Annotated in this window: 23 protein-coding genes, 1 pseudogene and 1 other annotated feature; of the genes and pseudogenes, 8 read left to right on the forward strand and 16 right to left on the reverse strand. The window is 53.0% G+C overall.

Annotated features, from left to right (window positions below; translation table 11 throughout):
* Position 1: 1 nt before the first annotated feature.
* The 3 genes from HA50_RS10535 to araD all read right to left on the reverse strand — a co-directional run bounded on the left by HA50_RS10535 (position 2) and on the right by araD (position 2,916).
* Positions 2-868, reverse strand: coding sequence for a crotonase/enoyl-CoA hydratase family protein (locus tag HA50_RS10535; protein WP_084875076.1), 867 nt, complete (start codon positions 866-868; stop codon positions 2-4).
* Positions 869-1,008: 140 nt separating this feature from the next.
* Complete coding sequence (kdgT, locus tag HA50_RS10540) at positions 1,009-1,992, reverse strand: 2-keto-3-deoxygluconate transporter (RefSeq protein ID WP_084875078.1); 984 nt, start codon at positions 1,990-1,992, stop codon at positions 1,009-1,011.
* 225 nt (positions 1,993-2,217) lie between these two features.
* Positions 2,218-2,916, reverse strand: coding sequence for an L-ribulose-5-phosphate 4-epimerase (araD, locus tag HA50_RS10545; protein WP_084875080.1), 699 nt, complete (start codon positions 2,914-2,916; stop codon positions 2,218-2,220).
* Between the two features lie 350 nt (positions 2,917-3,266).
* On the opposite strand from araD, the gene osmB reads away from it, so the two are divergent.
* Positions 3,267-3,482, forward strand: a complete 216-nt coding sequence (osmB, locus tag HA50_RS10550) for an osmotically-inducible lipoprotein OsmB (RefSeq protein ID WP_084875083.1) — start codon at positions 3,267-3,269, stop codon at positions 3,480-3,482.
* A gap of 73 nt (positions 3,483-3,555) precedes the next feature.
* On the opposite strand, the gene yciH is transcribed toward osmB, so the two are convergent.
* The 5 genes from yciH to pgpB form a co-directional block, all read right to left on the reverse strand.
* Positions 3,556-3,879, reverse strand: coding sequence for a stress response translation initiation inhibitor YciH (yciH, locus tag HA50_RS10555; protein WP_084875085.1), 324 nt, complete (start codon positions 3,877-3,879; stop codon positions 3,556-3,558).
* Positions 3,879-4,586 (reverse strand): orotidine-5'-phosphate decarboxylase, encoded by a 708-nt coding sequence (gene pyrF / locus HA50_RS10560; RefSeq protein ID WP_084875088.1) that lies wholly within the window; start codon positions 4,584-4,586, stop codon positions 3,879-3,881. Before pyrF ends, yciH begins: the two co-directional genes overlap by 1 nt.
* Positions 4,587-4,786: 200 nt before the next feature.
* Positions 4,787-5,956, reverse strand: coding sequence for a lipopolysaccharide assembly protein LapB (lapB, locus tag HA50_RS10565; protein WP_084875090.1), 1,170 nt, complete (start codon positions 5,954-5,956; stop codon positions 4,787-4,789).
* 6 nt (positions 5,957-5,962) lie between these two features.
* On the reverse strand, positions 5,963-6,268 hold the full coding sequence (locus HA50_RS10570; protein ID WP_084875092.1) for a LapA family protein: 306 nt from the start codon (positions 6,266-6,268) through the stop codon (positions 5,963-5,965).
* Positions 6,269-6,393: 125 nt separating this feature from the next.
* Positions 6,394-7,158, reverse strand: coding sequence for a phosphatidylglycerophosphatase B (pgpB, locus tag HA50_RS10575; protein ID WP_084875094.1), 765 nt, complete (start codon positions 7,156-7,158; stop codon positions 6,394-6,396).
* 227 nt (positions 7,159-7,385) lie between these two features.
* Between pgpB and ribA the strand changes: the two genes are divergently transcribed.
* The gene (gene ribA, locus HA50_RS10580) at positions 7,386-7,979 is read left to right on the forward strand and encodes a GTP cyclohydrolase II (protein ID WP_084875096.1); all 594 of its coding nucleotides are present in this window, start codon (positions 7,386-7,388) and stop codon (positions 7,977-7,979) included.
* 30 nt (positions 7,980-8,009) lie between these two features.
* Here ribA and acnA read toward each other — a convergent pair whose 3' ends face one another.
* The 4 genes from acnA to topA form a co-directional block, all read right to left on the reverse strand.
* Positions 8,010-10,688: an aconitate hydratase AcnA gene (acnA, locus tag HA50_RS10585; protein WP_084875098.1), complete on the reverse strand. Its 2,679-nt coding sequence runs from the start codon at positions 10,686-10,688 to the stop codon at positions 8,010-8,012.
* 631 nt (positions 10,689-11,319) lie between these two features.
* On the reverse strand, positions 11,320-11,478 hold the full coding sequence (locus HA50_RS10595; RefSeq protein ID WP_084875103.1) for a YmiA family putative membrane protein: 159 nt from the start codon (positions 11,476-11,478) through the stop codon (positions 11,320-11,322).
* Positions 11,479-11,970: 492 nt separating this feature from the next.
* Positions 11,971-12,945 carry an HTH-type transcriptional regulator CysB gene (gene cysB, locus HA50_RS10600; protein ID WP_021183095.1) on the reverse strand — a complete coding sequence of 325 codons (975 nt, stop codon included), beginning with the start codon at positions 12,943-12,945 and terminating at the stop codon, positions 11,971-11,973.
* Between the two features lie 192 nt (positions 12,946-13,137).
* A complete protein-coding gene (topA, locus tag HA50_RS10605) occupies positions 13,138-15,738 on the reverse strand; it encodes a type I DNA topoisomerase (protein WP_084875105.1) in 2,601 nt (866 codons plus the stop codon).
* A 370-nt stretch (positions 15,739-16,108) separates the two neighbouring features.
* Here topA and HA50_RS10610 point away from each other — a divergent pair, with 370 nt between their 5' ends.
* On the forward strand, positions 16,109-16,357 hold the full coding sequence (locus HA50_RS10610; RefSeq protein WP_084875108.1) for a DUF2498 family protein: 249 nt from the start codon (positions 16,109-16,111) through the stop codon (positions 16,355-16,357).
* A gap of 26 nt (positions 16,358-16,383) precedes the next feature.
* On the opposite strand, the gene sohB is transcribed toward HA50_RS10610, so the two are convergent.
* Entirely contained in the window at positions 16,384-17,430 is a 1,047-nt protein-coding gene (gene sohB, locus HA50_RS10615; protein WP_084875110.1) for a protease SohB, read from the reverse strand.
* A 177-nt stretch (positions 17,431-17,607) separates the two neighbouring features.
* Here sohB and HA50_RS10620 point away from each other — a divergent pair, with 177 nt between their 5' ends.
* Positions 17,608-18,372 (forward strand): YciK family oxidoreductase, encoded by a 765-nt coding sequence (locus HA50_RS10620; protein ID WP_084875112.1) that lies wholly within the window; start codon positions 17,608-17,610, stop codon positions 18,370-18,372.
* On the forward strand, positions 18,369-18,959 hold the full coding sequence (cobO, locus tag HA50_RS10625; protein WP_084875114.1) for a cob(I)yrinic acid a,c-diamide adenosyltransferase: 591 nt from the start codon (positions 18,369-18,371) through the stop codon (positions 18,957-18,959). The genes HA50_RS10620 and cobO overlap by 4 nt, the downstream gene beginning before the upstream one ends.
* A gap of 38 nt (positions 18,960-18,997) precedes the next feature.
* On the opposite strand, the gene rluB is transcribed toward cobO, so the two are convergent.
* Positions 18,998-19,870: a 23S rRNA pseudouridine(2605) synthase RluB gene (rluB, locus tag HA50_RS10630; RefSeq protein ID WP_084875117.1), complete on the reverse strand. Its 873-nt coding sequence runs from the start codon at positions 19,868-19,870 to the stop codon at positions 18,998-19,000.
* 821 nt (positions 19,871-20,691) lie between these two features.
* Between rluB and HA50_RS10635 the strand changes: the two genes are divergently transcribed.
* On the forward strand, positions 20,692-21,348 hold the full coding sequence (locus HA50_RS10635) for a trypsin-like peptidase domain-containing protein (protein ID WP_167379244.1): 657 nt from the start codon (positions 20,692-20,694) through the stop codon (positions 21,346-21,348).
* Here the strand turns inward: HA50_RS10635 and HA50_RS10640 are convergent, their stop codons facing one another.
* Positions 21,349-21,969 (reverse strand): L-threonylcarbamoyladenylate synthase, encoded by a 621-nt coding sequence (locus HA50_RS10640; RefSeq protein WP_084875122.1) that lies wholly within the window; start codon positions 21,967-21,969, stop codon positions 21,349-21,351.
* A gap of 12 nt (positions 21,970-21,981) precedes the next feature.
* Positions 21,982-22,866 (reverse strand): RNase RNM, encoded by an 885-nt coding sequence (rnm, locus tag HA50_RS10645; RefSeq protein WP_084875124.1) that lies wholly within the window; start codon positions 22,864-22,866, stop codon positions 21,982-21,984.
* A 154-nt stretch (positions 22,867-23,020) separates the two neighbouring features.
* Positions 23,021-23,125 (forward strand) — a sequence feature (Trp leader region).
* Positions 23,126-23,148: 23 nt separating this feature from the next.
* On the opposite strand from rnm, the gene HA50_RS10650 reads away from it, so the two are divergent.
* Both HA50_RS10650 and trpD read left to right on the forward strand, forming a co-directional pair.
* Positions 23,149-24,711: an anthranilate synthase component 1 gene (locus tag HA50_RS10650; RefSeq protein ID WP_084875127.1), complete on the forward strand. Its 1,563-nt coding sequence runs from the start codon at positions 23,149-23,151 to the stop codon at positions 24,709-24,711.
* Positions 24,711-26,304: pseudogene (gene trpD / locus HA50_RS31685) on the forward strand (bifunctional anthranilate synthase glutamate amidotransferase component TrpG/anthranilate phosphoribosyltransferase TrpD). Before HA50_RS10650 ends, trpD begins: the two are co-directional and overlap by 1 nt.

Consider the following 26,304-nt stretch of genomic DNA (forward strand, 5'->3'; position numbering starts at 1 on the left):
ATTATCCGGCTTTGCGCAGGGATGCGCTATGACGGTTCTGCAGTTGTACCAGACGCTCCATGTAGGCAATGTCTTTCGGTTCCAGCGTGAAAGCATAATCAACCCAATCCTCCGTAATATCCATTAACTCTGCCCTGGAGAGCTGCAATACACGCTGACGCGCTTTCAGCATTGCCCGTACGCCATTCAATTTCGGACGCAGGGTATCGATGAAGGTGCGCGTGGCGCGGTAGCTATCACCAGGCTGGAACACTTTATCCACCAGACCGCGGGTTTCATACCATTCCGCGCTGTGTGACTCCCCTTCACAAATTAACTCTTCTGCCAGCTTCATCCCGGCACGGCGCGCAACTAACGAGTACCCGCCCATCCCCGGGAACAGATTGAAGGCAATCTCCGGGAATCCCAGACGCGCGCTGTTCTGCGCCAGAATGAAGTGGTGTGCCAGAGCGGCTTCAAAACCACCGCCAAGCGCACTGCCTTCAATCATGGCCAGCGTTACCGCCCCGGTGTCGAAACCCTTCGCAGCTGAATGGATGCAGTCCACACAGGCACGGGCATAGGCACGCAATGCTTCCCGCCGGTTGTTACGAATGCATTCAACAAAGAAACGCAAATCGCCCCCGGCGTTAAACATTTGTGGTACCAGCGATCCCGTCACCCAGAAATCAATCGGCAGACCGGAACGCTGCGCAGAGTAGCTCAGGTTCATGATCTCCTCGATGAGTTCGTGGTTAAAGCTGGGACGCGGTTGCGCCCGCAGCATCATCCACATGGTGTGCCGCCCTTCCTCATAATAGGCAGCCAGCTGCGTGGTTTGTCCGACTTCGGTGAACAATCTGCATGTAGGTTGGTTAATCACTGTCATAGTCTCATCCTCTGTTTATATGATGCGTTGAACGCAATATCAGCGTAATCCAGAGTGAGGCCAGACCAAATGAGAGATTGATTTATATAGCAAATTCCAGAGATTTCCCCGACACAGGGGTCGGGGAAAGATTAGCGGGGTTACTTGATGGCCGCGCGTTGCCCTGCCGCAACATGAAAACGCTTAACGCGCCGTGAATAAAGCGCCGTAATGATGGGGACCAATACTGAAGTGACAATAACCGATGTCGCCACCAGCGCGGTAGCCGCCGGGGCAACCGGTTTAAACTGTGGCAGCATTTCGGCGATCAAGACCGGCGTTGCCACCGCTGCACCCGCGGTGCTGGAAGCAGCAATGCCTGCGGTACCGTCTCCACCGCCAATCAGACGATCGGCAAGGATTAACGGAATGCCGGTGATGATGATGACTGCCACGCCTAACAGAACCCCGAGTAAACCGGTCTGCGCGATCACCGTTAAATCAATGGTATTGCCAAGCGCAAAGGCGAAAAACGGAATCAGGGTATGCACCGCTTTGCCGAAGAAATCCCGCAACTCCGGGTCGAGGTTGCCGAGGGCAAAACCCACCAGGAATGGCAGCACCGCGCCGACAAACACATGGGGTTCAAACGAGGCGATGCCTGCGGTTCCGAGAATCACCATGGTCATCAGTGGCCCTGATTCCAGCGACATCAGCACAAACGCGCCCGCTTCTTCTTTGGAACCGTATTGCTGCATGATCGAGGCATACAAACCGCCATTGGTCATATCCATCGCCGCCACTAACGCCAGGGTGGAAAGGCCCGCGAACATGCCAACTTCCACCCCGTTTTCCGGCATCACGCGTGAGGCAATGGCTGCCACCACCCAGGCCACAGCGATTTTGGTCAGCACCAGCGTACCGGATTTGCGTAATACCGTACCGGTGGCGCTGAGTTTAATGGATGCCCCCATGCAGAAGAACCATACCGCCAGAATGGGGACGGTGCCGCTCATGAGTCCATTGGTGAACGAGCCGAAGTATTTGCCCGCGCCGGGCGAAAAGGTGTGGCACAGTGCGCCAAGAAACAGCGGTATCAACATCATACCGCCTGGGATTTTATCGATTGCACGTTTGATATGCATATTAGTGTCACCTGTACTGAGCCAGAGGGAGGTGCGTTAAACTTTGCCAACAGGCATAGCAGGCAAGATAACGGCTCAAGGCGGGTAAAAAAGTGATCCCCAATATATTTATGAAACGTTGTTTTACTTTTATTGGTTTATCATTTTATTTTTTGATCGTGCTCGCCATACCAGTTGGATTAGGCCGATAAAAAAGGGCGCCATCTGGCGCCCGGTCGGTGTTTGCTACTTCTGCCCATACCAGGCATTTTTACCGTGCTTTCTCAGATAGTGCAGGTCAAGCAGGGTTTGTGAGATGGAGGGCAGCTCCTGACGTAGCTGTTCCGTGTGCAGCGCCATATAGGCGACTTCCTCCAATACCACAGCGCTGTGAACCGCGGCATCTGCATCTTTACCCCAGGCAAAGGGGCCATGAGAATTGACTAACGCTGCGGGGATGGCCGTCGGGGCAATCTCGCGCTTGGCGAACGTCTCGATAATCACCTGCCCGGTATTCCACTCATATTCCTGCTCAATCTCTTCCCGCTCCATCGCCCGGGTACAGGGAATGGTGCCGTAGAAATCGTCGGCATGCGTGGTTCCCCATGCCGGTATATCCCGCCCGGCTTGCGCCCAGATGGTAGCGTGACGCGAATGGGTGTGCACAATGCCACCGATCTCCGGCCAGGCAAGATACAGCGCGCGGTGCGTTGCGGTGTCTGAAGATGGCCGCATTTTCCCCTCCACCACGTTGCCGCTTTCCAGTTCCACCACCACCATGTCATCGCGCTGCATGTTGGCGTATTTCACCCCGGATGGTTTGATCACCAGTAAGCCGCTGGCACGGTCGATAGCACTGACATTGCCCCAGGTAAAGGTCACCAGGTTATAACGGGGCAAATCCAGATTGGCTTCCAGTACCTGTTGTTTCAACGCTTCCAGCATGTTTTTTCTCCTGCAAGATGTGATGGAGAAATTGTGCAAAGCCTGCGACAAAAACGTTATGGAGGGAATGGCTGTAAAAGCAGCGGAAAGTGGCTGAGGGCGTAAAAATGTGGCGTGAATTAGGAGTTTTCTATCTTCGGAAAAATTCCGTAATGATTAGACTTGTCTCCAGCCACCCGTGGAGCGATTTTGCTCCCATACGGCAGGGTTAACACGCTGTTTTCGCATTCGGGCTGCGGATTGCAGGCTTAAGGATGAGGACCGTGATGACATAACGGTGTGAAACAGTTTCAGGGAGCAACACCTATACTTAACGGGTTGCCTCTGTATGTACAATCAAGGAGAAGTTTATGACAACAACAATGAAACGTCTGACCGCGGCCGTTCTGGCGACCACCTTAGTTATCGCCCTGAGCGGTTGTTCAAACTGGTCCAAACGCGATCGTAATACCGCCATTGGTGCGGGTGCTGGCGCGATTGGTGGTTCGGTTCTGACTAACGGCAGTGCATTGGGTACCATTGGTGGTGCCGCAGTGGGTGGCATTATCGGCCATCAGGTCCACTAAAGGACCTTACATAATATAAGGCTACGCAGCGCATCTACAGTACAGGGCCACTCATTGAGTGGCCCTTCTTTGTTTAGCCGCCAGCGAGTTTAACCTTCATCCCTTTAGCTTCCAGCAGCGATTTCAGCAGGTCGCGCTTGTCGCCCTGGATTTCAATTACGCCATCTTTCACTGCGCCACCACAGCCACACTTTTTCTTCAGTTCGGCAGCCAGTTTCGCTAACGCATCATCATCCAGATCGACACCGGTGATCAGGCAGACGCCCTTACCTTTGCGGCCACTGGTCTGACGCTGGATACGCACCACGCCATCACCTTTAGGACGTGGTGCTTTTTCTTCGACGGGCGCAATACGCCCGCTTTCGGTGGAGTAAACCAGCGGATTGTCCTGAGCCATTAGCCCTCCTGTAAACTGCGCAGAATTTGCTGCAATGTCGCCGCAGGATCGGCTGATTGGGTGATCGGACGCCCAATTACCATATAATCAACCCCTGCCTGCTGCGCTTGCTGCGGTGTCATAATGCGGCGCTGATCGCCCGCATCGCTGCCTGCCGGACGAATACCCGGCGTGACCAGCGCAAAATCCCTGCCAATCACCTGTTTAAAATGCGCCGCTTCATGCGCGGAGCAGACCACGCCATCAAGACCGCAATCGTGCGTCAGGCGCGCCAGACGTTCTGCCTGGGCTGCCGGTGACAGAGTGATGCCCAGACCTTTGAGATCCTCTTCATCCATGCTGGTCAGTACCGTGACGGCAATCAATAACGGAGCATCGTTACCATATGAGACCAGCGCCTCACGCGCCGCATTCATCATGCGCGCCCCGCCACTGGCGTGCACGTTCACCATCCACGCCCCCAGGTCTGCTGCCGCTGCAACCGCATGTGCCGTGGTGTTAGGGATATCGTGAAATTTCAGGTCGAGGAAAATTTCGAAACCACGCGCCTGTAACGTTTTGACCAACGAAGGGCCAAACAGCGTGAACATCTCTTTGCCAACTTTCAGACGGCATTGGCTGGGGTCGATCCGATCGACAAATTGCAGTGCGCTGTCGAGATTATGATAGTCGAGTGCCACCAGAATAGGTGAAGTGGTAACAGGCATAACGTTTCCTCAGTTACAGGCACCCGCAGGCGCGTTAGACAAACGGCAAGCATTCTACCTGCGTGTCCTGGTGACGACAATCGCAGTGCTGCGATTAACCGGCTGATTGAATACTGGCTGCACAAGGCTTGAAGTTATTGAGTTGTAGCAGCCATTAGTATGTTGTAACTATGATAGCATTTTTTTTAAACTGACGACCATTACTGGCCGTCAAGTCCGCGAATAGGTTTCACTGATGACCAGGTGCGGCATGAAGGACAATGCCAGTACAGCGCATGCGCCGTAAAGCCACATTTCTGGCAGCGATAACGCGGTTTGGTGCGAATTTGCTCGCCAACCATATCCCGCAGCACCATCAGACTTTCTTTTGCACGGCCATCCTCCGCTTCATGCAGGTGAAAATCCATCAGGCGATGGAACACACGCATGGTTGGATGACGTTGCAGCTGGCGGTTGATATAGAGCTGCGCCGCTTCCGGGCCTTGCTGCTGCTCAAGGATATCGGCAAGATACAGTTCTGCTGCCGCTCCGGTGTTCTCCTCCACACAACGTTGCAGGAATTGCGCCCATTGTTCCGGCTCCTCCATCCGTTGATAGCAGGTTTCCAGCATCGGCATGGTTTCGCTGACCAGCTCTTTATCCTGCTCCAGCACCCGTTGCAGACGCTCCACCGCTTTTGCGTATTCGCCCTGCTCCATCAGGATGCGTCCGGTCATAATTGAAACACGCGCACTCTGACGATCGGCCGCCTCGCCTTTTTTCAGCAGCGACATCGCACGATCGAGGTCATCACTGCTGAGCGCCTGCAACGCCAGTTCACAATAGAAGTGAGCAATTTCACCTTTCTGCTTATCCTTGCCCAACTTGACCAACTTTTCAGCCACCTCAATCGCCTGCTGCCAGTCACTGGTTGCCTGATGGATTAACAGCAACTGTTGCAACGCGCCAATGCGGAAATCGGTCTCATCCACCAGTTGGCTGAACATATCTTCCGCACGGTCATACAAGCCAGCCGCCATATAATCGCGACCGAGCTGTTGTATCGCCAGCAAACGCTGTTCATAGCTGAGGGAGGCACTTTCCATTAATGACTGGTGAATGCGGATGGCGCGGTCAACTTCACCGCGGGAACGAAACAGGTTACCCAGTGTAAGGTGGGCTTCAACCGTGCCACTATCCTCTTTCAACATGTCGAGAAAGAGGTCAACAGCCTTGTCCTGTTGGTTAGATAGCAGAAAGTTAACCCCTGTAACGTATTCACGTGACAGGCGGTTGGCTTCCTGTTGCTTATCCTGTTGTGCACTGCGTCGGCCCATATACCAGCCATACGCTGCAGCGACAGGAAGAAGCAAAAACAGCAATTCAAGCATCGAAGCTTAATCCCGACGACCGGAGGAAGGTGAGGTCGTCACCGCGGTCGATTGTTCATTCTGCGCCTGCATACGTTTCAGTTTGCGCTGCGCGTGTGCCAGCGATACCCGTAACCGTAACCAGAACAGCCCACAAATTGCCCAGCCCAGCAAAAATCCGGCACCAAATAGCCCAGCCAGCAATGTTGAAATGCGAAATTCGCCCTGCGCCAGCAGATAGTTAAAAGTGATGATTTGATCGTTATGCGCCCCGAGCGTAACGGAGACGATGAAAATGACCAATACCACGAGAAAAATCAGCAAATATTTCACAATGCATCCTGTCTGAGGTTATCCAATAGAAGTATGCCAAAAAAGCGACGCCGATGCTGCTATCACCGCATCAAACGGCCTGATTTACGCAAGTGCAATCAATAATATGGGGCTGGATGGGAAAATTACAATCCGTCTTCCCGTTGTGCAATCTCTTTTGCCTCCGGCGGCGGGACACTAAGGGGACCACAAAACCGTTGGGCCAGCCATGTTGCTACCATCACCAGCAACCAGGAAATCAGCGTTGCCATCACCAAATCACGTGGCCAGTGCATCCCCAGCAACAGGCGGCTGCCCATCACCAGACTCGCCCAGACAAACACCACCACGATAGTCAGGGTGTGACGCCGCGGCCACAGCAAACCGATCACCAGCAACGCCCAGCTGGCGGCAAACAGGGTATGACCGGAAGGAAAAGCAAAACCGGTTTCAAATGCCCAGTGTTTTTTTAACCAGCCAGGCAGCGTCGTATCATTCGCCAACAGTTGTTCCACCACCTTGCTGCGCTGCTTACGTTTTAGCTCGTAAAACTGCTGTTCATCGAGACCATGGCTTTTTGCCAGCCACATCACGTAGGGACGAGGCTCCTGCACCTGATCTTTAATAAAGGATTTGGTGTACTGCCCGGTGAGGATAGCGCCATTCATGATGATGAGCAGCAAAATCGCGGGCCTGAGACGGAAGCGCAGGCACCATAATACCCAGGCGCTGAGAAGCAGGCTGGTGAGTGTTCCCCAAGGGCTGGTGACCGTTTCCGTCATCCAGAACAGGAATTTCAACAGCGCACCGTGGGACCCCGGCTGCCACTGCCAGCCAGAAAGCCAGACGCTCAGTGGCATTATCAGCAATAAAAACGCCCCAATCGTCGTGCGTTGTACAATCTTTAACATCCACTTTCCCTTACAACCGCGTAAAATACTGTGCAATGCATAACTTTAGCTGAAAAAAGAATAACATAACCATTGCGGCTTAGATAATTGTGCTTTATCACTACAATAACTCTGACTGATTAACTGCCTGATGTCAGGTTGTGGCACAATATTGTCAGTTTTGGGGCCACACAGGCCCATGCGTTATCATGATGATAGCGCATCCTATGAAGGTTCTGGAGAGTCAAATGCAGCTTAAACGGGTAGCAGAAGCCAAACTGCCCACGCCATGGGGAGATTTCCTGATGGTTGGTTTTGAAGAACTGGCAACCGGTCACGACCACGTCGCGCTGGTTTATGGTGATGTTAGCGATCACACTGCGGTGCTGGCGCGTGTCCATTCTGAATGTCTGACGGGTGACGCTTTATTCAGCCTGCGCTGTGATTGCGGGTTTCAGCTTGAAGCGGCGCTGACGGCGATCGCCGAAGAAGGCCGCGGCGTACTGCTTTATCATCGTCAGGAAGGTCGCAATATCGGCCTGTTAAACAAGATTCGTGCCTATGCACTGCAGGATAAAGGCTTTGATACCGTAGAAGCCAACCATCAGTTGGGCTTTGCCGCAGATGAACGTGATTTCACGTTATGCGCTGATATGTTCAAACTGCTGGGTATCAATGAAGTGCGCTTGCTGACTAATAACCCGCGCAAAGTGGAAATCCTCAGCGAAGCTGGCATCAATATTGTTGAGCGCGTGCCGTTAATCGTCGGCCGCAATCCAAAGAATGCCCATTACCTCGATACCAAAGCGGAAAAGATGGGGCATCTGTTGCCGAAGTCGTAATAAAAAAGCCGGGATCATCCCGGCTTTTTCTTAGTTCAGCATGTTACGAATCACGTAGTGTAAAATGCCATCGTTCTGGTAATAGGTCAGTTCATTCCCCGTATCAATACGACAGCGCGTCTCCAGCGTCTCACTGCTGCCATCGGCGCGAGTCAGGGTCACGTTGACGGTACACCCCGGTTTGAGCTGCGCCAGGTTTGCCACATCAATATGCTCCTCACCGGTCAGTTGCAGCGTTTTACGCGTGACCCCCTGAGGAAACTCCAGCGGCAGAATCCCCATACCAATCAGGTTTGAACGATGGATACGCTCAAACGACTCGGCAATCACCACGCGCACGCCTTGTAAACGCGGGCCTTTGGCCGCCCAGTCGCGACTGGAGCCGGAGCCGTACTCTTTGCCCGCTATCACCGCCAGCGGTATCCCCTCCTGCTGATACTTCATGGCAGCATCGTAAATCGCCAGTTGTTCATTGCTGGGGAAATGTTTGGTATAGCCCCCTTCCACGCCAGGGACCATCTCATTACGAATACGAATATTGGCAAAGGTGCCGCGCATCATCACTTCGTGGTTACCACGACGCGAACCATAGGAATTGAAGTCGTTGCGCTCCACACCATGTGCCAGCAAATAACGTCCCGCCGGACTTTCTGCCTTGATACTGCCGGCCGGTGAGATGTGGTCGGTGGTGACTGAATCACCGAGCATCGCCAGAATGCGCGCACCGGTGATGTCCTGCACCGGTTTGGGTGTTTTTTCCATATCGTCAAAAAACGGTGAAAGCCGAATATAAGTTGAACCTTCATCCCAGTCGTAGGTGGCGGCTTCGCTCACCTTGATTTGTTGCCATTCCGGTGTGCCGTCAAACACTTCGGCATACTCTTTATGGAACATATCACTGGTCACCTTCTGTACCGCCTCGGCAATTTCTTCCGGCGATGGCCAGATTTCTTTCAGATAAACATCATGGCCGCGTTGATCCTGGCCGATCGGATCGCTCTGCAAATTGACTTTCATATTACCCGCGAGAGCGTAAGCCACCACCAGCGGCGGCGAAGCCAGCCAGTTGGTTTTTACCAGCGGATGGATACGGCCCTCGAAGTTACGGTTACCGGAAAGCACTGCGCCGACGGTCAAATCGCCCTCTTTGATCGCGCTCTCGATACTATCCGGTAGCGGTCCCGAGTTGCCGATACAGGTCGTACAACCGTAACCGACCAGATTGAATCCCAGCTCGTCGAGGTAAGGAGTCAGCTGCGCGACAGCCAGATAATCAGAAACCACTTTGGAACCCGGTGCCAGCGATGCCTTCACCCAGGGTTTACGCATCAGCCCTTTTTCCACCGCTTTTTTCGCCAGTAATCCCGCTGCCATCAGCACGCTGGGATTTGAGGTATTGGTGCAGGAGGTAATCGCCGAGATCACCACCGCCCCATCATCCAGCTGATAGCTGTCACCGGTTTCGCTGTCGCGATAACTGACGCTTTTATGCGGTTTCTGTGCCTGGTTGAGTTCCAGTTCATTACTGGCGGCAAAAGCGGCAGGGACATCCCCCAGAGAAACACGGTCCTGCGGACGTTTTGGACCGGCGAGGCTGGATTCAACATCATTCATATCCAGCGCCAGTGTGCTGGTAAAGATGGGCTCGTCCCCTGGGTTACGCCACATTCCCTGCGCTTTAGCGTAGGCTTCCACCAGTTGCACCTGCACACTATCGCGGCCAGTCAGCGTCATATAACTCAGGGTGACGTCATCAATCGGGAAGAAACCACAGGTTGCACCGTATTCCGGTGACATATTCGCAATGGTGGCCCGATCAGCCAGCGGCAGATCCGCCAATCCATCACCATAAAATTCGACGAATTTACCTACCACGCCATGCTTACGCAGCATCTGCGTGACGGTTAAGACCAGATCAGTTGCGGTGATGCCGGGACGCAATTTTCCGGTAAGTTTAAAACCAACCACATCCGGGATCAGCATCGATACCGGCTGGCCGAGCATCGCCGCTTCTGCTTCGATACCCCCTACTCCCCAGCCCAGCACACCGAGTGCGTTAATCATGGTGGTGTGTGAATCGGTACCGACCAGCGTGTCGGGATAAGCCACCTCCGTACCGTCCACATTTTCATGCCAGATGGATTTACCGAGATACTCAAGATTCACCTGATGGCAAATGCCGGTGCCGGGTGGCACAACGCGAAACCGATTAAAGGCTTTTTGCCCCCAGCGCAGGAAAACGTAACGCTCATGATTACGTTCCATCTCTAACCGGACGTTTTCCTCAAAAGCTTCATCGTCACCAAAGTGGTCAACCGTGACCGAGTGGTCAATCACCAGGTCTACCGGCGACAGCGGATTCACCTTTGCGACATCGCCGCCGAGACGTTTTACTGCTTCACGCATTGCCGCCAAATCGACCACTGCTGGTACGCCGGTAAAGTCCTGCATCAGCACCCGCGCCGGGCGATAAGCGATCTCACGATCGGCATGCGCATCTTTTTGCCATGCCACCAGCGCCTGAATGTCTTCCGCCGTTACTGAGTCCTCATCCTGCCAGCGCAGCAGATTTTCCAGCAGAACTTTCATTGATTTGGGTAGACGATCGATATTGCCTAACTGGTGGGATGCTTTTTGCAGGCTGTAATATTGCCAGGTATTTTTACCAACTTTCAGCGTCTCCTGGCTCTGCTCGCGTAACGTCGACATAGCTCCTCCTTAATAATGACACTCTTAACCTCAGTAACCACAAGGTTTAGCTTAAAGATAGACCACATTCTCGTTAACGTTTTGATAACAACACGAAATGACACATTCAGCTATGTATTTAACTACAAACAAAAATGCCCCGACGATGAGTCGAGGCATTTAAAATGCGAAACAATTTGAGTTATTGGATTACATTATCATCCACACGGCAGCGGCCCAAAAAAGGAATGAAAAGGCATATATGCTGAACCATGACATTGTTGTTGTTGCATTCATAGAGTCACTCCCTCCCGGATTCCGGGTAAAAAGGGATAACGTCCTCAGCCAAAGCTGATGACACCATTTTTATATGCTGAGTGTGAAAAGAGGGGCTTTAAAGTTGCCCACCGGATAACCCGGAAAAGAAGGACTACTCGTTGATATAAAAAGAGCAGAACGCAGACCTGCGTTATTTGGACTTCGGATCCATGAATGATTCAATAAACTGACGCTGCTTTTCACTCAGTTCCCACGATGAAGGGATCACTCCATCCTGCTCAGTGCTGACAGCATCTTTCGCTTTACACGCAGGCGTGTTGGGCTGACGTGCAGAAACCGGAGATTTACTGCTGAGTGTATTTGCCCACATGGCTTAACCCCACATACGCCAAATCATTAGTGCCACCACTACCCAGAACAAGGCTGATGCAGCGAAGACAGTCAACCAGGCTTTGCGACGGATGTTACCTGAACGCCCAACCTTGGTGCTTTTAGCCCGGAAATCCGGTTGTACAGTTAATCTCGTAGCCATAGTTTTTGATAATCACTCTCAATAAAACGATTGATGACATCGATTAAGATTTAGGACGAATCCTAAACGCGTTAAGACCAAAAATCCAGTTATTTTTATTGAGCACAACGATTAATGCTATTTATCAAAATGTCAGAAACTGATGAGATAAATTTAATAACTAAGCAAACTATTAATTAAATAGTTACATTGTAAATTTGGGTTAAATCAAAATTAGATCCAATCTTAATTCAACCTTAATTTACCGGGCCAGATAAAAAGCCCTTCCCCATCAACTCTTAACTGGAGTATGGGAATATTCCTGGGATCTCGCAAAGCGGTAAAGTAAAAAATGTGTACTAATTCGCATTTAAGAACTAACAATGAAAAAACATGTGACCGATGTTTCATTTACAAAAAAATAATGAAAATTTTTGAGCTACGGCTGGCGCTAAGTAAGGAATAAACTGAGGGTGCCAGTCAGGCACCCCGGAAAAATAATGACTTAGCGGATCACTTGAAAGGTAACTTGATGTCACGGAACATGGCTTCAATATCTTCATTGGAGCGCAAGGCGACTGCGGTATCTACCACATCACGGGTCAGATGCGGAGCAAAACGCTGAATAAAATCATACATATAACTGCGCAGGAAGGTACTGCGTCTGAAACCAATCTTCGTGGTGCTATTGGTAAATATCTCTGATGCTTCAATGCGGACTAAATCCGGGTCGGAAACCGGGTCTACCGCCATGCTGGCAATCACTCCCACCCCTAATCCTAAACGGACATAGGTCTTGATGACATCAGCATCGGTGGCAGTAAAGACAATACGTGGCGTCAGTCCCGCGCGATTAAACGCGGTATCCAGCTCGGAGCGTCCGGTAAAACCGAAGGTGTAAGTCACCAGAGGGAACTCAGCCAGCTCCTCAATCGTCACCTGCGCTTTCCCCGCCAGCGGATGGTCCGGCGTCACCACTATTGCGCGGTTCCAGTGATAGCACGGCAGCATAATCAGGTCGTCGTAGAGATGCAGCGCTTCAGTGGCAATAGCAAAGTCAGCATTGCCTTTAGAAACCGCTTCAGCAATCTGGGTCGGTGACCCCTGATGCATATGCAGGGACACGCGTGGATAGCGTTCGATAAAGCCTTTAATTACCCCTGGCAGCGCATAACGGGCCTGAGTATGGGTCGTCGCGACATACAGTGAGCCTTTATCTGGCCAGGTATGCTCACCGGCAACCGATTTGATCGCATCGACTTTAGATAGCACTTCACGGGCAATGCGAATGATTTCCTCACCCGCTGGAGTCACCTGGGTCAGATGTTTACCGCTGCGGGCAAAAATCTGCACGCCCAGTTCATCTTCCAGCATTCTGACCTGTTTACTGATGCCTGGCTGCGAAGTGTATAAGCCTTCTGCGGTGGAAGAGACATTGAGGTTGTGATTGACCACTTCAACGATGTAACGCAACTGCTGCAATTTCATAGTTATATCTTCCCGGTAGGCGACAGAGTAGCAATCCCCCATGAGCGTGTTTCCGCCCTGGTTGAGGTATTTCAGGGAATGCGCGTCAGCGAAACGTAAAATCTATAACCACTATATCAGTTAAAGAAAGAATGTAGAACGATTAGCTATAAGGATGGGAAAAAGGCCAGCGAATGCTGGCCTTGAGGAGGATTACTTCTTCGCTTCCTGCCATTTACCGTCGATATAGAAGGCAGACCAACCGGTCGCTTTGCCCTCTTTTTCTGAGGCAACATATTGCTGCTTAGTCTTGCGACTAAAGCGCACCATGGTTTTATTGCCTTCCGGATCGGCGGCCGGTGCTTCTGCCAGATATTTCAGTTTTTCCGGCAGGCGGTCAGCGAAACGCTGTAACTCTTCCACCAGCGGCGCACGGGTTTCGCGCGATTTCGGGAAGGTATTGGCGGCCAGGAATACACCGGCTGCGCCATCACGCAGGACGAAATACGCATCCGACTTCTCGCACGGCAGTTCCGGCAACGGTACCGGATCTTCCTTCGGCGGCGCGACTTCACCGTTACGCAGGATTTTGCGGGTGTTTTTACACTCGTCGTTGGTACAGGCCATGTACTTACCGAAACGTCCCATTTTCAGGTGCATTTCAGAACCACATTTTTCGCATTCAACGATCGGGCCGTCATAACCTTTAATACGGAACTCGCCCTGCTCGATTTCGTAGCCATCACATTCCGGGTTGTTACCACAGACATGCAACTTGCGCTGATTATCAATCAGGTAACTGTCCATCGCAGTGCCACACTTCTGGCAACGGCGGCGGGCGCGTAATGCGTTGGTTTCCGCATCGTCGCCTTCCAGCACGTTCAGCACTTCGTTTTCCGGGATCAGGTTGATGGTCTGCTTACAACGCTCTTTCGGCGGCAGCGCATAACCGGAACAACCGAGGAACACGCCGGTGCTGGCGGTGCGAATACCCATCTTACGTCCACAGGTGGGGCAATCGATGGAGGTCAGCACCATCTGGTTCGGCTGCATGCCGCCTTCTTCCGGCTCTTTTTCGGCCTGATCCAGCTGCTGGCTGAAATCGCTAAAGAAAGAATCCAGCACACCTTTCCACTCAGCCTGGTTGTTTGCCACCTGATCGAGACTGTCTTCCATGTGCGCGGTGAAGTCGTAGTTCATCAGCTCACGGAAGTTTTCTTCCAGGCGATCGGTGACAATCTCACCCATTTTTTCCGCGTAGAAACGACGGTTCTCGACGCGCACATAACCACGGTCCTGAATCGTCGAGATGATGGAAGCATAGGTAGAAGGACGACCAATACCGCGCTTTTCCAGCTCACGCACCAGCGAAGCTTCACTGAAACGGGCTGGCGGCTTGGTAAAGTGCTGGCTTGGCAGCAATTCTTTCAGATCCAGCACATCGCCAACATTCACCGGTGGCAACGTCAGATCTTCATCATTCTTGCGCAGCGCAGGCATCACGCGAGTCCAGCCATCAAAACGCAGAGTGCGTCCTTTGGCTTTCAGTTTGAAGTCAGCTGCGCCCACGGTCAGCGTGGTGGAGTCATACTGCGCTGGCACCATCTGGCAGGCAACGAACTGACGCCAAATCAGCTGATAAAGCTTCTGCGCGTCCGCTTCCATATCCTTCAGCTTATCCGCCACGATTTCCACGTCAGAAGGACGAATCGCTTCGTGCGCTTCCTGCGAATTGTCTTTGCTGGCGTAAGTATTAGGCGCCTCTGGCAGATATTTCTTACCAAAATTCTGGTCGATATAACCGCGTGCCATAGCAATGGCATCCTGACTCAGGTTGGTGGAGTCAGTACGCATATAAGTGATGTGGCCCGCTTCGTACAGACGCTGTGCCATCATCATGGTTTTCTTCACGCCGAAGCCAAGACGCGTGCTGGCCGCCTGTTGCAGGGTTGAAGTAATGAAAGGCGCAGAAGGCTTGCTGCTGGTCGGTTTATCTTCACGATCCAGCACGTCATAACGGGCTTTCTGCAACAGGGCAACTGCCGCATGGGTCTGTTCACGGTTAACCGGACGGAAGGCTTTATCACCCTGATGCGTCACCTGCATCGCCAGCGCATCGCCTTTGGGCGTAACGAAGTCAGCATCGATTTCCCAGTATTCTTCCGGGACGAAAGCTTTGATTTCGCGCTCGCGCTCTACCACCAGACGCACTGCGACTGACTGCACACGACCGGCAGACAGGCCACGGGCAATTTTCTTCCACAGCAGCGGAGAAACCATATAACCCACCACGCGGTCCATAAAACGGCGCGCCTGCTGGGCATTAACACGTTCGATATTCAGCTCGCCCGGCTTATCAAACGCCTGACGAATCGCATTTTTGGTGATTTCGTTAAACACCACGCGGCTGAAACGTTTGTCGTCGCCACCGATAACCTCGCGCAGATGCCAGGCAATGGCTTCCCCTTCGCGGTCAAGGTCGGTTGCGAGATAGATGTGATCAGCATCGGCCGCAAGGCTTTTCAGTTCTGAAACAACCTTCTCTTTACCCGGCAGAATCTGATAATCCGCCTGCCAGCCATGCCAGGGATCCACGCCCATGCGGTTCACCAGCGCGGCTTTTTCATCTTTCTTTACCTTCTTACCGGCGGGTTTCGCTTTTTCCCCGTCGGCACTTTTACGGGTCGTTGAACCACTGGTCGGCAAATCACGGATATGACCGACGCTGGATTTCACCACGTAGTCATTACCGAGGTATTTATTGATTGTTTTGGCCTTTGCCGGGGACTCAACGATGACGAGTGCTTTACCCATATGTACCTTTACCTAATTGAAACGTCCTGATAAACGGGAGAGGATTGGAGACCCTGAAACCCAACGGGTTCAATATTGCTGCCACTTTTTCACTTTTCAAGGCAACCGGGACAATCTCAGGTCAGATTGCATCGACTTATGCAACTTTATGATTAGGAGCGAGTTTTCCATCTGACAGTATCACACATCCCGGTGTGATCTCCCTGAAATCTGAATCGCCCACACTCTACCTGATAAAATCCGTTACGCAACTTAATTAGCACTCTGTTTAATTTTGCGCCAGTTTTGTCTGTTGTCACTGATTTGCACCTCCCACTCACTGGCAAGTAATATAGAAGGAGAAAAGTGACTGTCAAAAAAGGAGTGAATAATGTCAGCATTTACGGAATCCATTTCACGCCAGGTGTTACTGGAAAAAGCCAATCAGCTTATCAAAGAGCACGATGATTATTTCGCCGGTATGGAAGCAAATGAGGTCATCCAGCAAGGCGATGTATTGGTGTTTCGCGGCCCGTTCTTTCTTGATGAACAAGGGTTACCCACCGCCAAAACCACTGCCGTTTTTAACGTGTTCAAATACCTGGCGCTGACCTTTTCTTCCCACTATCACCTGGAATAAAAAAACCCGGCCGGAGCCGGGTCGTTTTACAGTAGCGGCTTATTACCACGCTGCCACATTTTCAGAATTACCCGCTCCGCTGCCAGGCTGGCACTGTGTGTCACCCGGTCAATCATTTTACGTTTGCGGGCATAGTGCACGCCGAGCACGGTGAAGCGGTCCATCTGATGGATAATCAGCGCATCACTGGTGCCAATTTCGTCAACCAGCCCCAGATCCAGCGCCTGGCGACCATACCAGTGCTCGCCGGTCGCCACCTTCTCCAGGTCGAGGGTTGGGCGCATCTGATGGACAAAATCTTTAAACAGCTGATGCGTTTCGTTCAGATCTTCGCGAAACTTTTCCCGGCCTTCATCGGTATTTTCACCAAACAGTGTCAGGGTACGTTTGTATTGACCCGCAGTGTGCAGCTCGATATCGATGTCGTTACGTTTGAGCAGACGGTTAAAGTTGGGGATTTGCGCCACGACGCCAATCGAACCCACGATCGAGAACGGTGCCGCAACAATGCGATCGGCGACACACGCCATCATGTAACCACCACTGGCGGCCACCTTATCGACCGCCGCCGTCAGCGTCAGGCCCGCATCGCGAAGCCGTTGCAACTGCGACGCCGCCAGGCCATATCCGTGTACCACCCCGCCGGGGCTTTCCAGCTTCAGCAGCACTTCATCGCCCGGTGTGGCCACCGCCAGCACCGCAGAGATCTCTTCACGCAGTGAGCTGACTTCCCCGGCATCCATACTGCCTTTAAATTCCAGCACATACAGCGTCGGCTTTTCCGCTTCCGCTACACCGGCTTTGGCATTGCGTTTAGCGGTTTTTGCTTTCTGCTTCTCTTCTTTTTTATGCTGTTTCAGCCAGACTTTTTGCATCTGAGGCTTCATTTTCGCCAGCTGCAAATCCTCTTTCATCTGGCGGTAGTCTTCATCCAGATGGGTTAAGCGCAGCTGACCGCCGCTGTGACGTTTACGCAGCGCCGCATTGAGCACAATCAGAACAATAGCTGCGATCGTCACCACCACGGTGACGGCCTTGGCCAGAAATAATCCATAGCTGGAGAGTAAATCCATTCTGCCGCCTTATTAAACAGTGAATTACAGACAAAGGCTGAGTTTACCCGCTTTACCCGCGTTCGTCGCCTGAATTGCCCGCAGGCGGCACAGAATGCACGGTTGAGCGATTGCACCGAACGCCAATTTGAGGCATAAAACCAAAAAAACCCTCTGACCTGTGCAAAGGACATCGCTGTGCATTATCAACCGAAAAGCGATCTGCTTGAAAATCGTATTATCCTGGTCACCGGCGCTTCTGACGGTATTGGCCGCGAAGCCGCTTTAACCTATGCGCGTTATGGCGCGCAGGTGATCCTGTTGGGCCGTAATCCCGATACGCTGCAACAAACGGAACAGGCGATCAATCGGCTTAACAAAAAGCCCGCATCATCCTTGCTGCTGGATTTTTCCCATGCCACGCCAGAAAGTTGCCAGCAACTGGCACAACAGCTGGCCCAGCAGGTACCGCGCCTGGATGGCGTGCTGCATAACGCCGGCATTCTCGGTGAAATTGTGCCGCTTGCCGAACTGGAGCCACATATCTGGCGTCAGGTGATGCAAATTAACCTCGATGCCACCTTTTTTCTCACCCAGGCTCTGCTGCCATTGCTGCTGAAATCCGATGCTGGCTCCCTGATCTTCACCACCTCCAGTGTCGGACGGGTGGGCCGTGCGGGCTGGGGGGCCTATGCCGTGTCAAAATTTGCCACCGAAGGCATGATGCAGGTGTTGGCTGATGAATATAAAAATCGCCATTTACGGGTAAATTGCATCAATCCTGGCGGTACTCGCACCAAAATGCGCGCCAGTGCGTTCCCGGATGAAGACGCCAGCCTGCTGAAGACCCCGACTGATTTGATGCCGCTCTACCTTTATTTAATGGGTGATGACAGCAGACGGAAAACCGGCATCAGTTTTGACGCGCAGCCAGGACGCAAACCCGGACCGGCCAGCGCATGAGTGAACAACGTCATCAGCAACGCCAGCAGCGTTTAAAAGAACAGGTAGATGCACGTATCGCGGCAGCGAGTGAAACCCGTGGCATTCTGATTGTGTTTACCGGCAATGGTAAAGGCAAAACCACCGCAGCATTTGGCACCGCATTGCGCGCCTGTGGTCATGGCAAAAAAGCGGCGGCGATTCAGTTCATTAAAGGTGAATGGCCCAACGGCGAGCGCAATCTGCTGGAGCAACATGGGGTGGAGTTTCAGGTGATGGCAACGGGTTTCACCTGGGAAACGCAGAACCGGGCCACCGATACCGCTGCCTGCCAGCAGGTGTGGCAACATGCGCAACGCATGCTGGCGGATCCGCAGTTGGATCTGGTGATTCTTGATGAGATCACCTACATGGTCAGCATGGATTATCTGGATCTGGATGAATTGGTGACGGCTTTAATCGAGCGGCCACTGGAGCAAACGGTAATCATTACCGGTCGCGGTTGTCACCGTACATTACTGGAGATGGCGGATACCGTGACGGAGATGCGCCCGGTGAAACACGCGTTTGATGCCGGGATTCAGGCTCAACAGGGCATTGACTGGTAAAAACAACTGACGCCGCAAAAGCGGCGTCAATTATTCAATCAGGAACCGCGTTTACTGCTACGACGTGGCGAGTTGCTGACCTGGCTGTGACGTTTCACTGCACGGCGAATCTGGTTCGCTTTGGTGCGGCGACGATCTTTTTCCACCGCCACTTTGGTCACCGTCTCTTCCGGCATCTCAACCAGGGTACGCAGATAGTTTACCGCTGGTAATTCCAGCTCCATCCAGCCACCGCGCGGCAGGCCTTTAGGCAGTTGGATATCGCCATAACGCACACGCATCAGACGGCTCACCTGCACGCCGACCGCTTCCCATAAACGACGTACTTCACGGTTACGGCCTTCGGTCAGCGTCACGTTGTACCACTGGTTGATACCTTCACCGCCTGCGAAGCGCAGCGTTTTGAACGCCGCAGGACCGTCTTCCAGCTGCACACCTTTGCTCAGCTGACGAATTTTATCATCGCCGACTTCACCGAACACGCGCACCGCGTATTCGCGTTCAACTTCGCGGCTCGGGTGCATCAGGCGGTTCGCCAGTTCACCATCGGTGGTGAACAGCATCAGGCCGCAGGTATTTACATCCAGACGACCGACAGCTATCCAGCGCGATCCACGCAGGCGCGGCAGACGGTCAAACACCGTCGGACGCCCTTCCGGATCGTTACGGGTGCAGAGTTCACCTTCGGGTTTGTAATACGCCAGCACCCGACACACTTCAGTGGTGGATTCAGCGATGGAAACCACATGGCCATCAATACGGATTTTCAGGGATTTATCATTTTCGATGCGATCGCCCAGCGTCGCCAGTTTGCCATCAACGCTGACGCGTCCGGCAGAAATCATTGTTTCGATTTCGCGGCGCGAACCATGACCGGCACGCGCTAATACTTTCTGTAGTTTTTCGCTCATTGAGCTGCCTCGTTGTCGCCTTCCCAGGCGTCGTGGTAAGAAGGTACAGATACAGGGATTACCAGTTCCCGTATCGGAATCTGTATCACCCGCGCGACATCAGCTGTCAGGTCGGCAGGCGGCCCGCGATTTTACACTAAGCATAGCAGCGTTAACACCTTTTCCTTTGCTGCCGATAATAATGGCCGCAGCCAGGTCTGGCTATTTTATCAGCAAACCCCATACATTCGTCTTACTGATAGATCGCACCCACCACACCTCCCCTGCCGCAACTCAAGCCCCTGAATTTTTGTTATTTTAAAATGCGTTATTTCTGCGACAACTTAGCGGTACTTAAACAACCTGATACATTAGCCGCTTTCAAGACTGATCCGATAGCAGAGGCATCCAGACTTACAGATAATCACCAATACATAGACTGAAATACATAGACAAAACAGCATAAAAACTAAATAAGTGGGTTAATTAAGACTTATCAGATCACCAAATAAAAATTATCAGCTTATTAATATTTCACGTTGGATTAAGTCTCTATTTTCTGAATTATTTTCCATGAATTAAAATTGATGAATTGTTCTGAATAAAAAACTGTGTAAAATTTGAACCTGAAATTCGATGCATCGTGATAATAAAAACATTATCCTGACAATTTAGATTTAATTTCCTAACAGTTTGTTAACGATCATCGTGTAATTTCATTGATAATATAAACCGGCGCGCGCGGGAGTTGTTGCGTTAATTCATTCAGGTACGAATTAAACTTGCATGCCAAAAATCTTCACCAGGGATTTTACCGGCATGCCTGAATAAAGATCACTATCATGAGAACTTCTCTGCTTTGGCCTGCGCTCGCGTCGCTGGCACTGAGCGGTTGTTCCGTGGGCCATACTGAGTATAGTCGTGCGGCGCTGCAACACGTTGATATGAGCGTGACCGGCATCCCGACGGTACTGGGTTTAGGTGTCCTCGGCACAACCATCCCCTTAACGCCAGAATACAGCCTGACGGCCGCTCACGTAGCCACCACCGCCGTTCAGCGTGTAAAGGCGTATCATCCTTATTGTGATGTTGCCATTATTTATCACAAAAACGATCCTAAGACGTTGGTTAAATTCCGCAAAAGTGCCATTGGCGAACCGATTAAGATGTACGGTTACAGTTTTATTTCTGCCATGCCGGTTGAGTCAAATGGTGTGAATTTAGCGCGTACCGCAATCAATAATCACTGGAATAAAAAACCCTGCGTGGCGATGGCGACAAATGCTGGCGTGGTTCAGGGAATGTCAGGTGGTGCGGTATATAATGCCGACCAGACCATGGCGGGCGTTATTGTCGGCTATAGCCATGAAATCGATAATGTGCGCAGTGGTAAAACGGTATTGAAAGATGTATCGCTCTATATTCCGTATGGCGAATTCAGAACCTGGCTGGAAACCAATATTAGCCAGACGCCGGAGACGACGCCTGGCCACGCCTAATTACTGGAAGGGGCGAATATCACCGACACCTTCGCGCACGATGACGGGAGCATCGCTGGTGAGATCGACCACCGTGGTCGGCTGTTGTCCCAGCGTACCGCCATCGATGATCAGATCGACCAGTTTGCCAATGCTGTGCTGGATTTCTTCCGGATCGGATTCGGTAAAGTCATTACCCGGCAGCATCAACGAAGTCGACATCATCGGCTCATTGAGTGCCTCCAGCAGCGCCAGCGCCACCGGATTTGAAGGCACACGCAAACCAATGGTCTTACGTTTATCGTTCATTAAACGACGCGGAACTTCTTTGGTGGCTTTCAAAATAAAGGTGTAGTTACCGGGCGTATTATTTTTGATGAGACGAAACGCCGAGTTATCTACCTGCGAGTAAGTCGAGAGTTCTGACAGATCGCGACACATCAGGGTGAAATTGTGGTGGCCATCCAGCTGTCGGATACGGCAGATGCGCTCCATGGCATTTTTCTCTTCGAGACGGCACCCCAGCGCATAACCGGAATCGGTCGGATAGACAATAACCCCGCCTTTATTGAGATAGTCAACCGCCTGGTTGACCAGACGCGGCTGCGGATTATCCGGGTGAATATGGAACAGTTGACTCATAAAAACCTCATATCACCTGTCTGCTGGAACCAGATCAGGCGCAAGTGCAGGAAAACGTTCCCAGATCGGTTCAACACCGCCGGGTAACCACAACTTACGCCCCAACTCGATCCACGGACAGGGTTGGTGAAAATCAGATCCCTGCGACGCCGCCAGTTGATGATCGCGGGCATAGGTTGCCAGCTGACTGCGTTCATTAGGTGCCTGCTGGCATTGCGCCACTTCCATCGCGTCACCGCCCACCTCTGCGAAATGGGCGATCAGTCGTCTCAGCCATTTGCCGGATAGACCATAACGCCCCGGGTGAGCCAGCACGGCATAGCCACCGGAATCATGAATTGCATCAATGGCTTGTTTAATTGTACACCATTGTGGCGGCACATAACCGGTTTTACCGCGTGCCAGGTAGTTCTTAAACACCTGGGCCAGGTTGTCCGCTTTACCGATTTCCACTAAATAGCGGGCAAAATGACCACGGGTAATCACCCCACCCTGCGCCAGCCGTTGCGCTCCTGCCAGCGCATCAGGAATACGTGCACGCTCCAGGCGCTCGGCAATCAGCAGCGCCCGTTCCACCCGGCATTGATGTTGTTGCGCCAGAAATTGCGTCAGTTGCGGATGCTGGCAATCCACATGCAGCCCAACGATGTGGATTTCATGGTTCTCCCACAACGTGGAAGCTTCCAGTCCGGCCACCACCTTGAGCGGTAGCGCCTGCTCCAGCGCCGTTAATTGTGCTTCCGCCACCCCGGCAACGGTGTCGTGATCGGTAATGGCGAGCACACCAACACGCATTTCTGCCGCGCGCTGCACCAGCGCCGCCGGGGTGAGCAGGCCATCAGACGCCAGGGTATGGCTGTGTAAATCGTAAAGGGGAAAACGGGGGATGTCCGTCAAGATAACTCCAGCAACTGCATGAACCGGCAGGCATGATAACGATTTTGCCCTGAACTGAAAAAGGGTATTGACTTTTTTCAGCCGAACCAGTTAACTAGTACACAAGTTCACACGTAACGGGTATTTAATCATGGCTGTTGTTCATACGCATTCAAATGGTTGGTGGCGCGATGTTCCCGAACACGGGCGACGTCGTCGTGCACAACTTGCGTAAACGCTGTGCAGATACCTAAGCCCGCCACCGAGCGGGCTTTTTTTTGAGCTAAATTCAGAGAAATCATCATGCCAAATGCGAAACCTACATTGAAGTTGATTACCGGCACCGCGCCCTACCGCGAAGATCCGGCCGCAGTGTTTCATCAGTTATGCGGCGCACGTCCGGCAACCTTGCTGCTCGAATCCGCTGATATCGACAGTAAACGTAACCTGAAAAGCCTGTTAATCGTTGATAGTGCTCTGCGTATTAGCGCGCTGGGCAACGTGGTCACTATTCAGGCGCTGTCGGAAAATGGCCGGGCGTTGCTGGCGCTGCTGGATGAAGCGCTGCCACAGACGGTGCGTATTGAAGTGCGTCCGGATGGCCGCGAGCTGCACTTCCCACAGCCTCGGGATTTGCAGGATGAAGATTCCCGTTTGAAAGCGCTGTCGGTGTTTGATGCGCTGCGCCTGATCCCCCAACTGGTGCAAAGTCCGGTGGAAGAACGTGAAGCCATGTTCCTCGGCGGGTTGTTTGCTTACGACCTGGTGGCAGGATTTGAAGATCTGCCTGAATTGCAGAATGACCAGCGCTGCCCGGACTATTGCTTCTATCTGGCTGAGACCCTGCTGGTGATTGACCATCAGGAACGCAGCGCCCGTCTGCAGGCCAGCCTGTTCTGCCCGTTCACCAGCGAGTTCCAGCGTCTGCAAAGCCGTATCGAACAATTACGCGGACAGATGACGCAGGCCGCCCCCGCTCTGCCGGTGCAGACAGTGGAACATATGGTGTTAAGCACCAACCAAAGCGACGAGGTTTACTGCAACGTTGTCAGAGAAATGCAGGAAGCGATTCGCATTGGTGAAATTTTCCAGGTGGTGCCTTCACGCCGCTTCTCACTGCCGTGCCCGTCACCGCTGGCCGCTTATGACACGCTGAAGAACAGCAACCCCAGCCCGTATATGTTCTTTATGCAGGACCAGGATTTCGCGCTGTTCGGTGCCTCACCGGAAAGCTCGCTGAAATACGACGCCACCAGCCGCCAGATTGAAATCTATCCGATTGCCGGTACCCGCCCGCGCGGCCGCCATGCTGATGGCTCGCTGGATCGCGACCTGGATAGCCGTATCGAGCTGGAAATGCGGACTGACCATAAAGAGCTGGCCGAGCATCTGATGCTGGTGGATCTGGCGCGTAACGATCTGGCGCGCATCTGCGTACCTGGCAGTCGTTATGTGGCCGACCTGACCAGCGTGGATCGCTACACCTTTGTGATGCATCTGGTCTCACGCGTAGTCGGTACGCTGCGTCATGATCTTGACGTGCTGCACGCTTATCGCGCCGTGATGAATATGGGCACCCTGAGCGGCGCACCCAAAGTGCGCGCCATGCAACTGATTGCCAATGCCGAAGGCACCCGCCGCGGCAGCTACGGCGGCGCTGTGGGTTACTTCACCGCGCATGGCGATCTCGACACCTGCATCGTGATCCGTTCGGCCTGGGTAGAGGATGGTGTTGCCACCGTGCAGGCCGGGGCCGGTGTGGTGCTGGATTCGCAACCCCAGGCGGAAGCCGATGAAAGCCGTAATAAAGCCCGCGCCGTGCTGCGCGCCATTGCCACCGCCCATCACTGCAAGGAGATTTTCTGATGGCCGATATCCTGCTGCTCGATAATATCGACTCCTTTACTTACAACCTCGTTGATCAGCTGCGGACCTTCGGCCACAACGTGGTGATCTACCGTAACAATCTGCCCGCCGAACTGCTGATTGAGCGTTTGCAGCAGATGGAAAACCCGGTGCTGATGTTGTCTCCCGGCCCAGGCGCACCGAAAGATGCCGGTTGTATGCCTGAACTGTTGCAGACGTTACGCGGCCGCCTGCCGATTATCGGCATCTGCCTCGGACATCAGGCGATTGTTGAAGCCTACGGCGGTCATGTCGGCCAGGCGGGTGAGATTCTGCACGGGAAAGCCTCGTCGATTACCCATGATGGCATCGGCATGTTTGCCGGCCTGAGCAATCCGCTGCCGGTCGCGCGTTACCACTCGCTGGTTGGCAGCAATACCCCCGCTGAACTGACGGTAAATGCCAGCTATAACGGCATGGTGATGGCTGTGCGCCACGATGCCGACCGCGTGTGCGGTTTCCAGTTCCATCCTGAATCTATTCTGACCACCCAGGGCGCACGTTTGTTAGAACAAACGCTGGCCTGGGCGCTGGCGAAGTAATAGGGAGATAATGATGCAAGCTATTCTGGAAAAACTTTATCAGGCCCAGACACTGACCCAGGCCGAGAGCCATCAGCTGTTTAGCGCCATTATTACCGGTCAGCTGGAACCCACCCAGCTGGCAGCCGCGTTAATCGCCATGAAAGTACGTGGCGAGCGCCCGGAAGAGATCGCCGGTGCCGCCTCCGCGCTGCTGGAAGATGCCAAACCCTTCCCGCGTCCGGATTACACCTTTGCCGATATTGTCGGCACCGGTGGCGATGGCAGCAACAGTATCAATATTTCCACGGCCAGTGCTTTTGTCGCGGCCACCTGTGGGCTGAAAGTGGCGAAACATGGCAACCGCAGCGTGTCGAGCAAGTCCGGTTCGTCCGACCTGCTGGCAGCGTTCGGTATCAATCTGGATATGCCAGCAGAACAGGCGCGGCGTGCGCTGGATGATCTGAATGTGTGTTTCCTGTTTGCCCCGCAGTATCACAGCGGTTTCCGCCATGCGATGCCGGTGCGCCAGCAGTTGAAAACCCGCACGCTGTTTAACGTACTGGGTCCGTTGATCAATCCGGCGCGTCCACCGCTGGCGGTGATCGGTGTCTATAGCCCGGAGCTGGTGCTGCCCATCGCCCAGACGCTGAAAGTGCTCGGCTATCAGCGTGCAGCCGTGGTGCATGGCGGCGGTATGGATGAAGTTGCGCTGCACAGTCCGACCCAGGTAGCGGAGCTGCGCGACGGTGAAATCACCGGTTATCAGCTAACCCCGGAAGACTTTGGTTTCCGTTACCACGACAAAGAAGCGCTGGCGGGCGGCACCCCGGAAGAAAACCGTGACATTCTGACGCGTTTACTCCAGGGTAAAGGCCAGCAAGCCCACGAGGAAGCCGTGGCGGTCAACGTGGCGATGTTGCTGAAAGTATTTGGTAATGAAGATTTGCGTGACAATGCGCAGCGTGCCCTTACCGCGATTCGCAGCGGCCAGGCATACGAACGCGTTGTCGCCCTGGCAGCGAGAGGATGA

The sequence above is a fragment of the Pantoea cypripedii genome (genome assembly GCF_002095535.1).
GTDB classification, from domain to species: Bacteria; Pseudomonadota; Gammaproteobacteria; order Enterobacterales; family Enterobacteriaceae; genus Pantoea; species Pantoea cypripedii.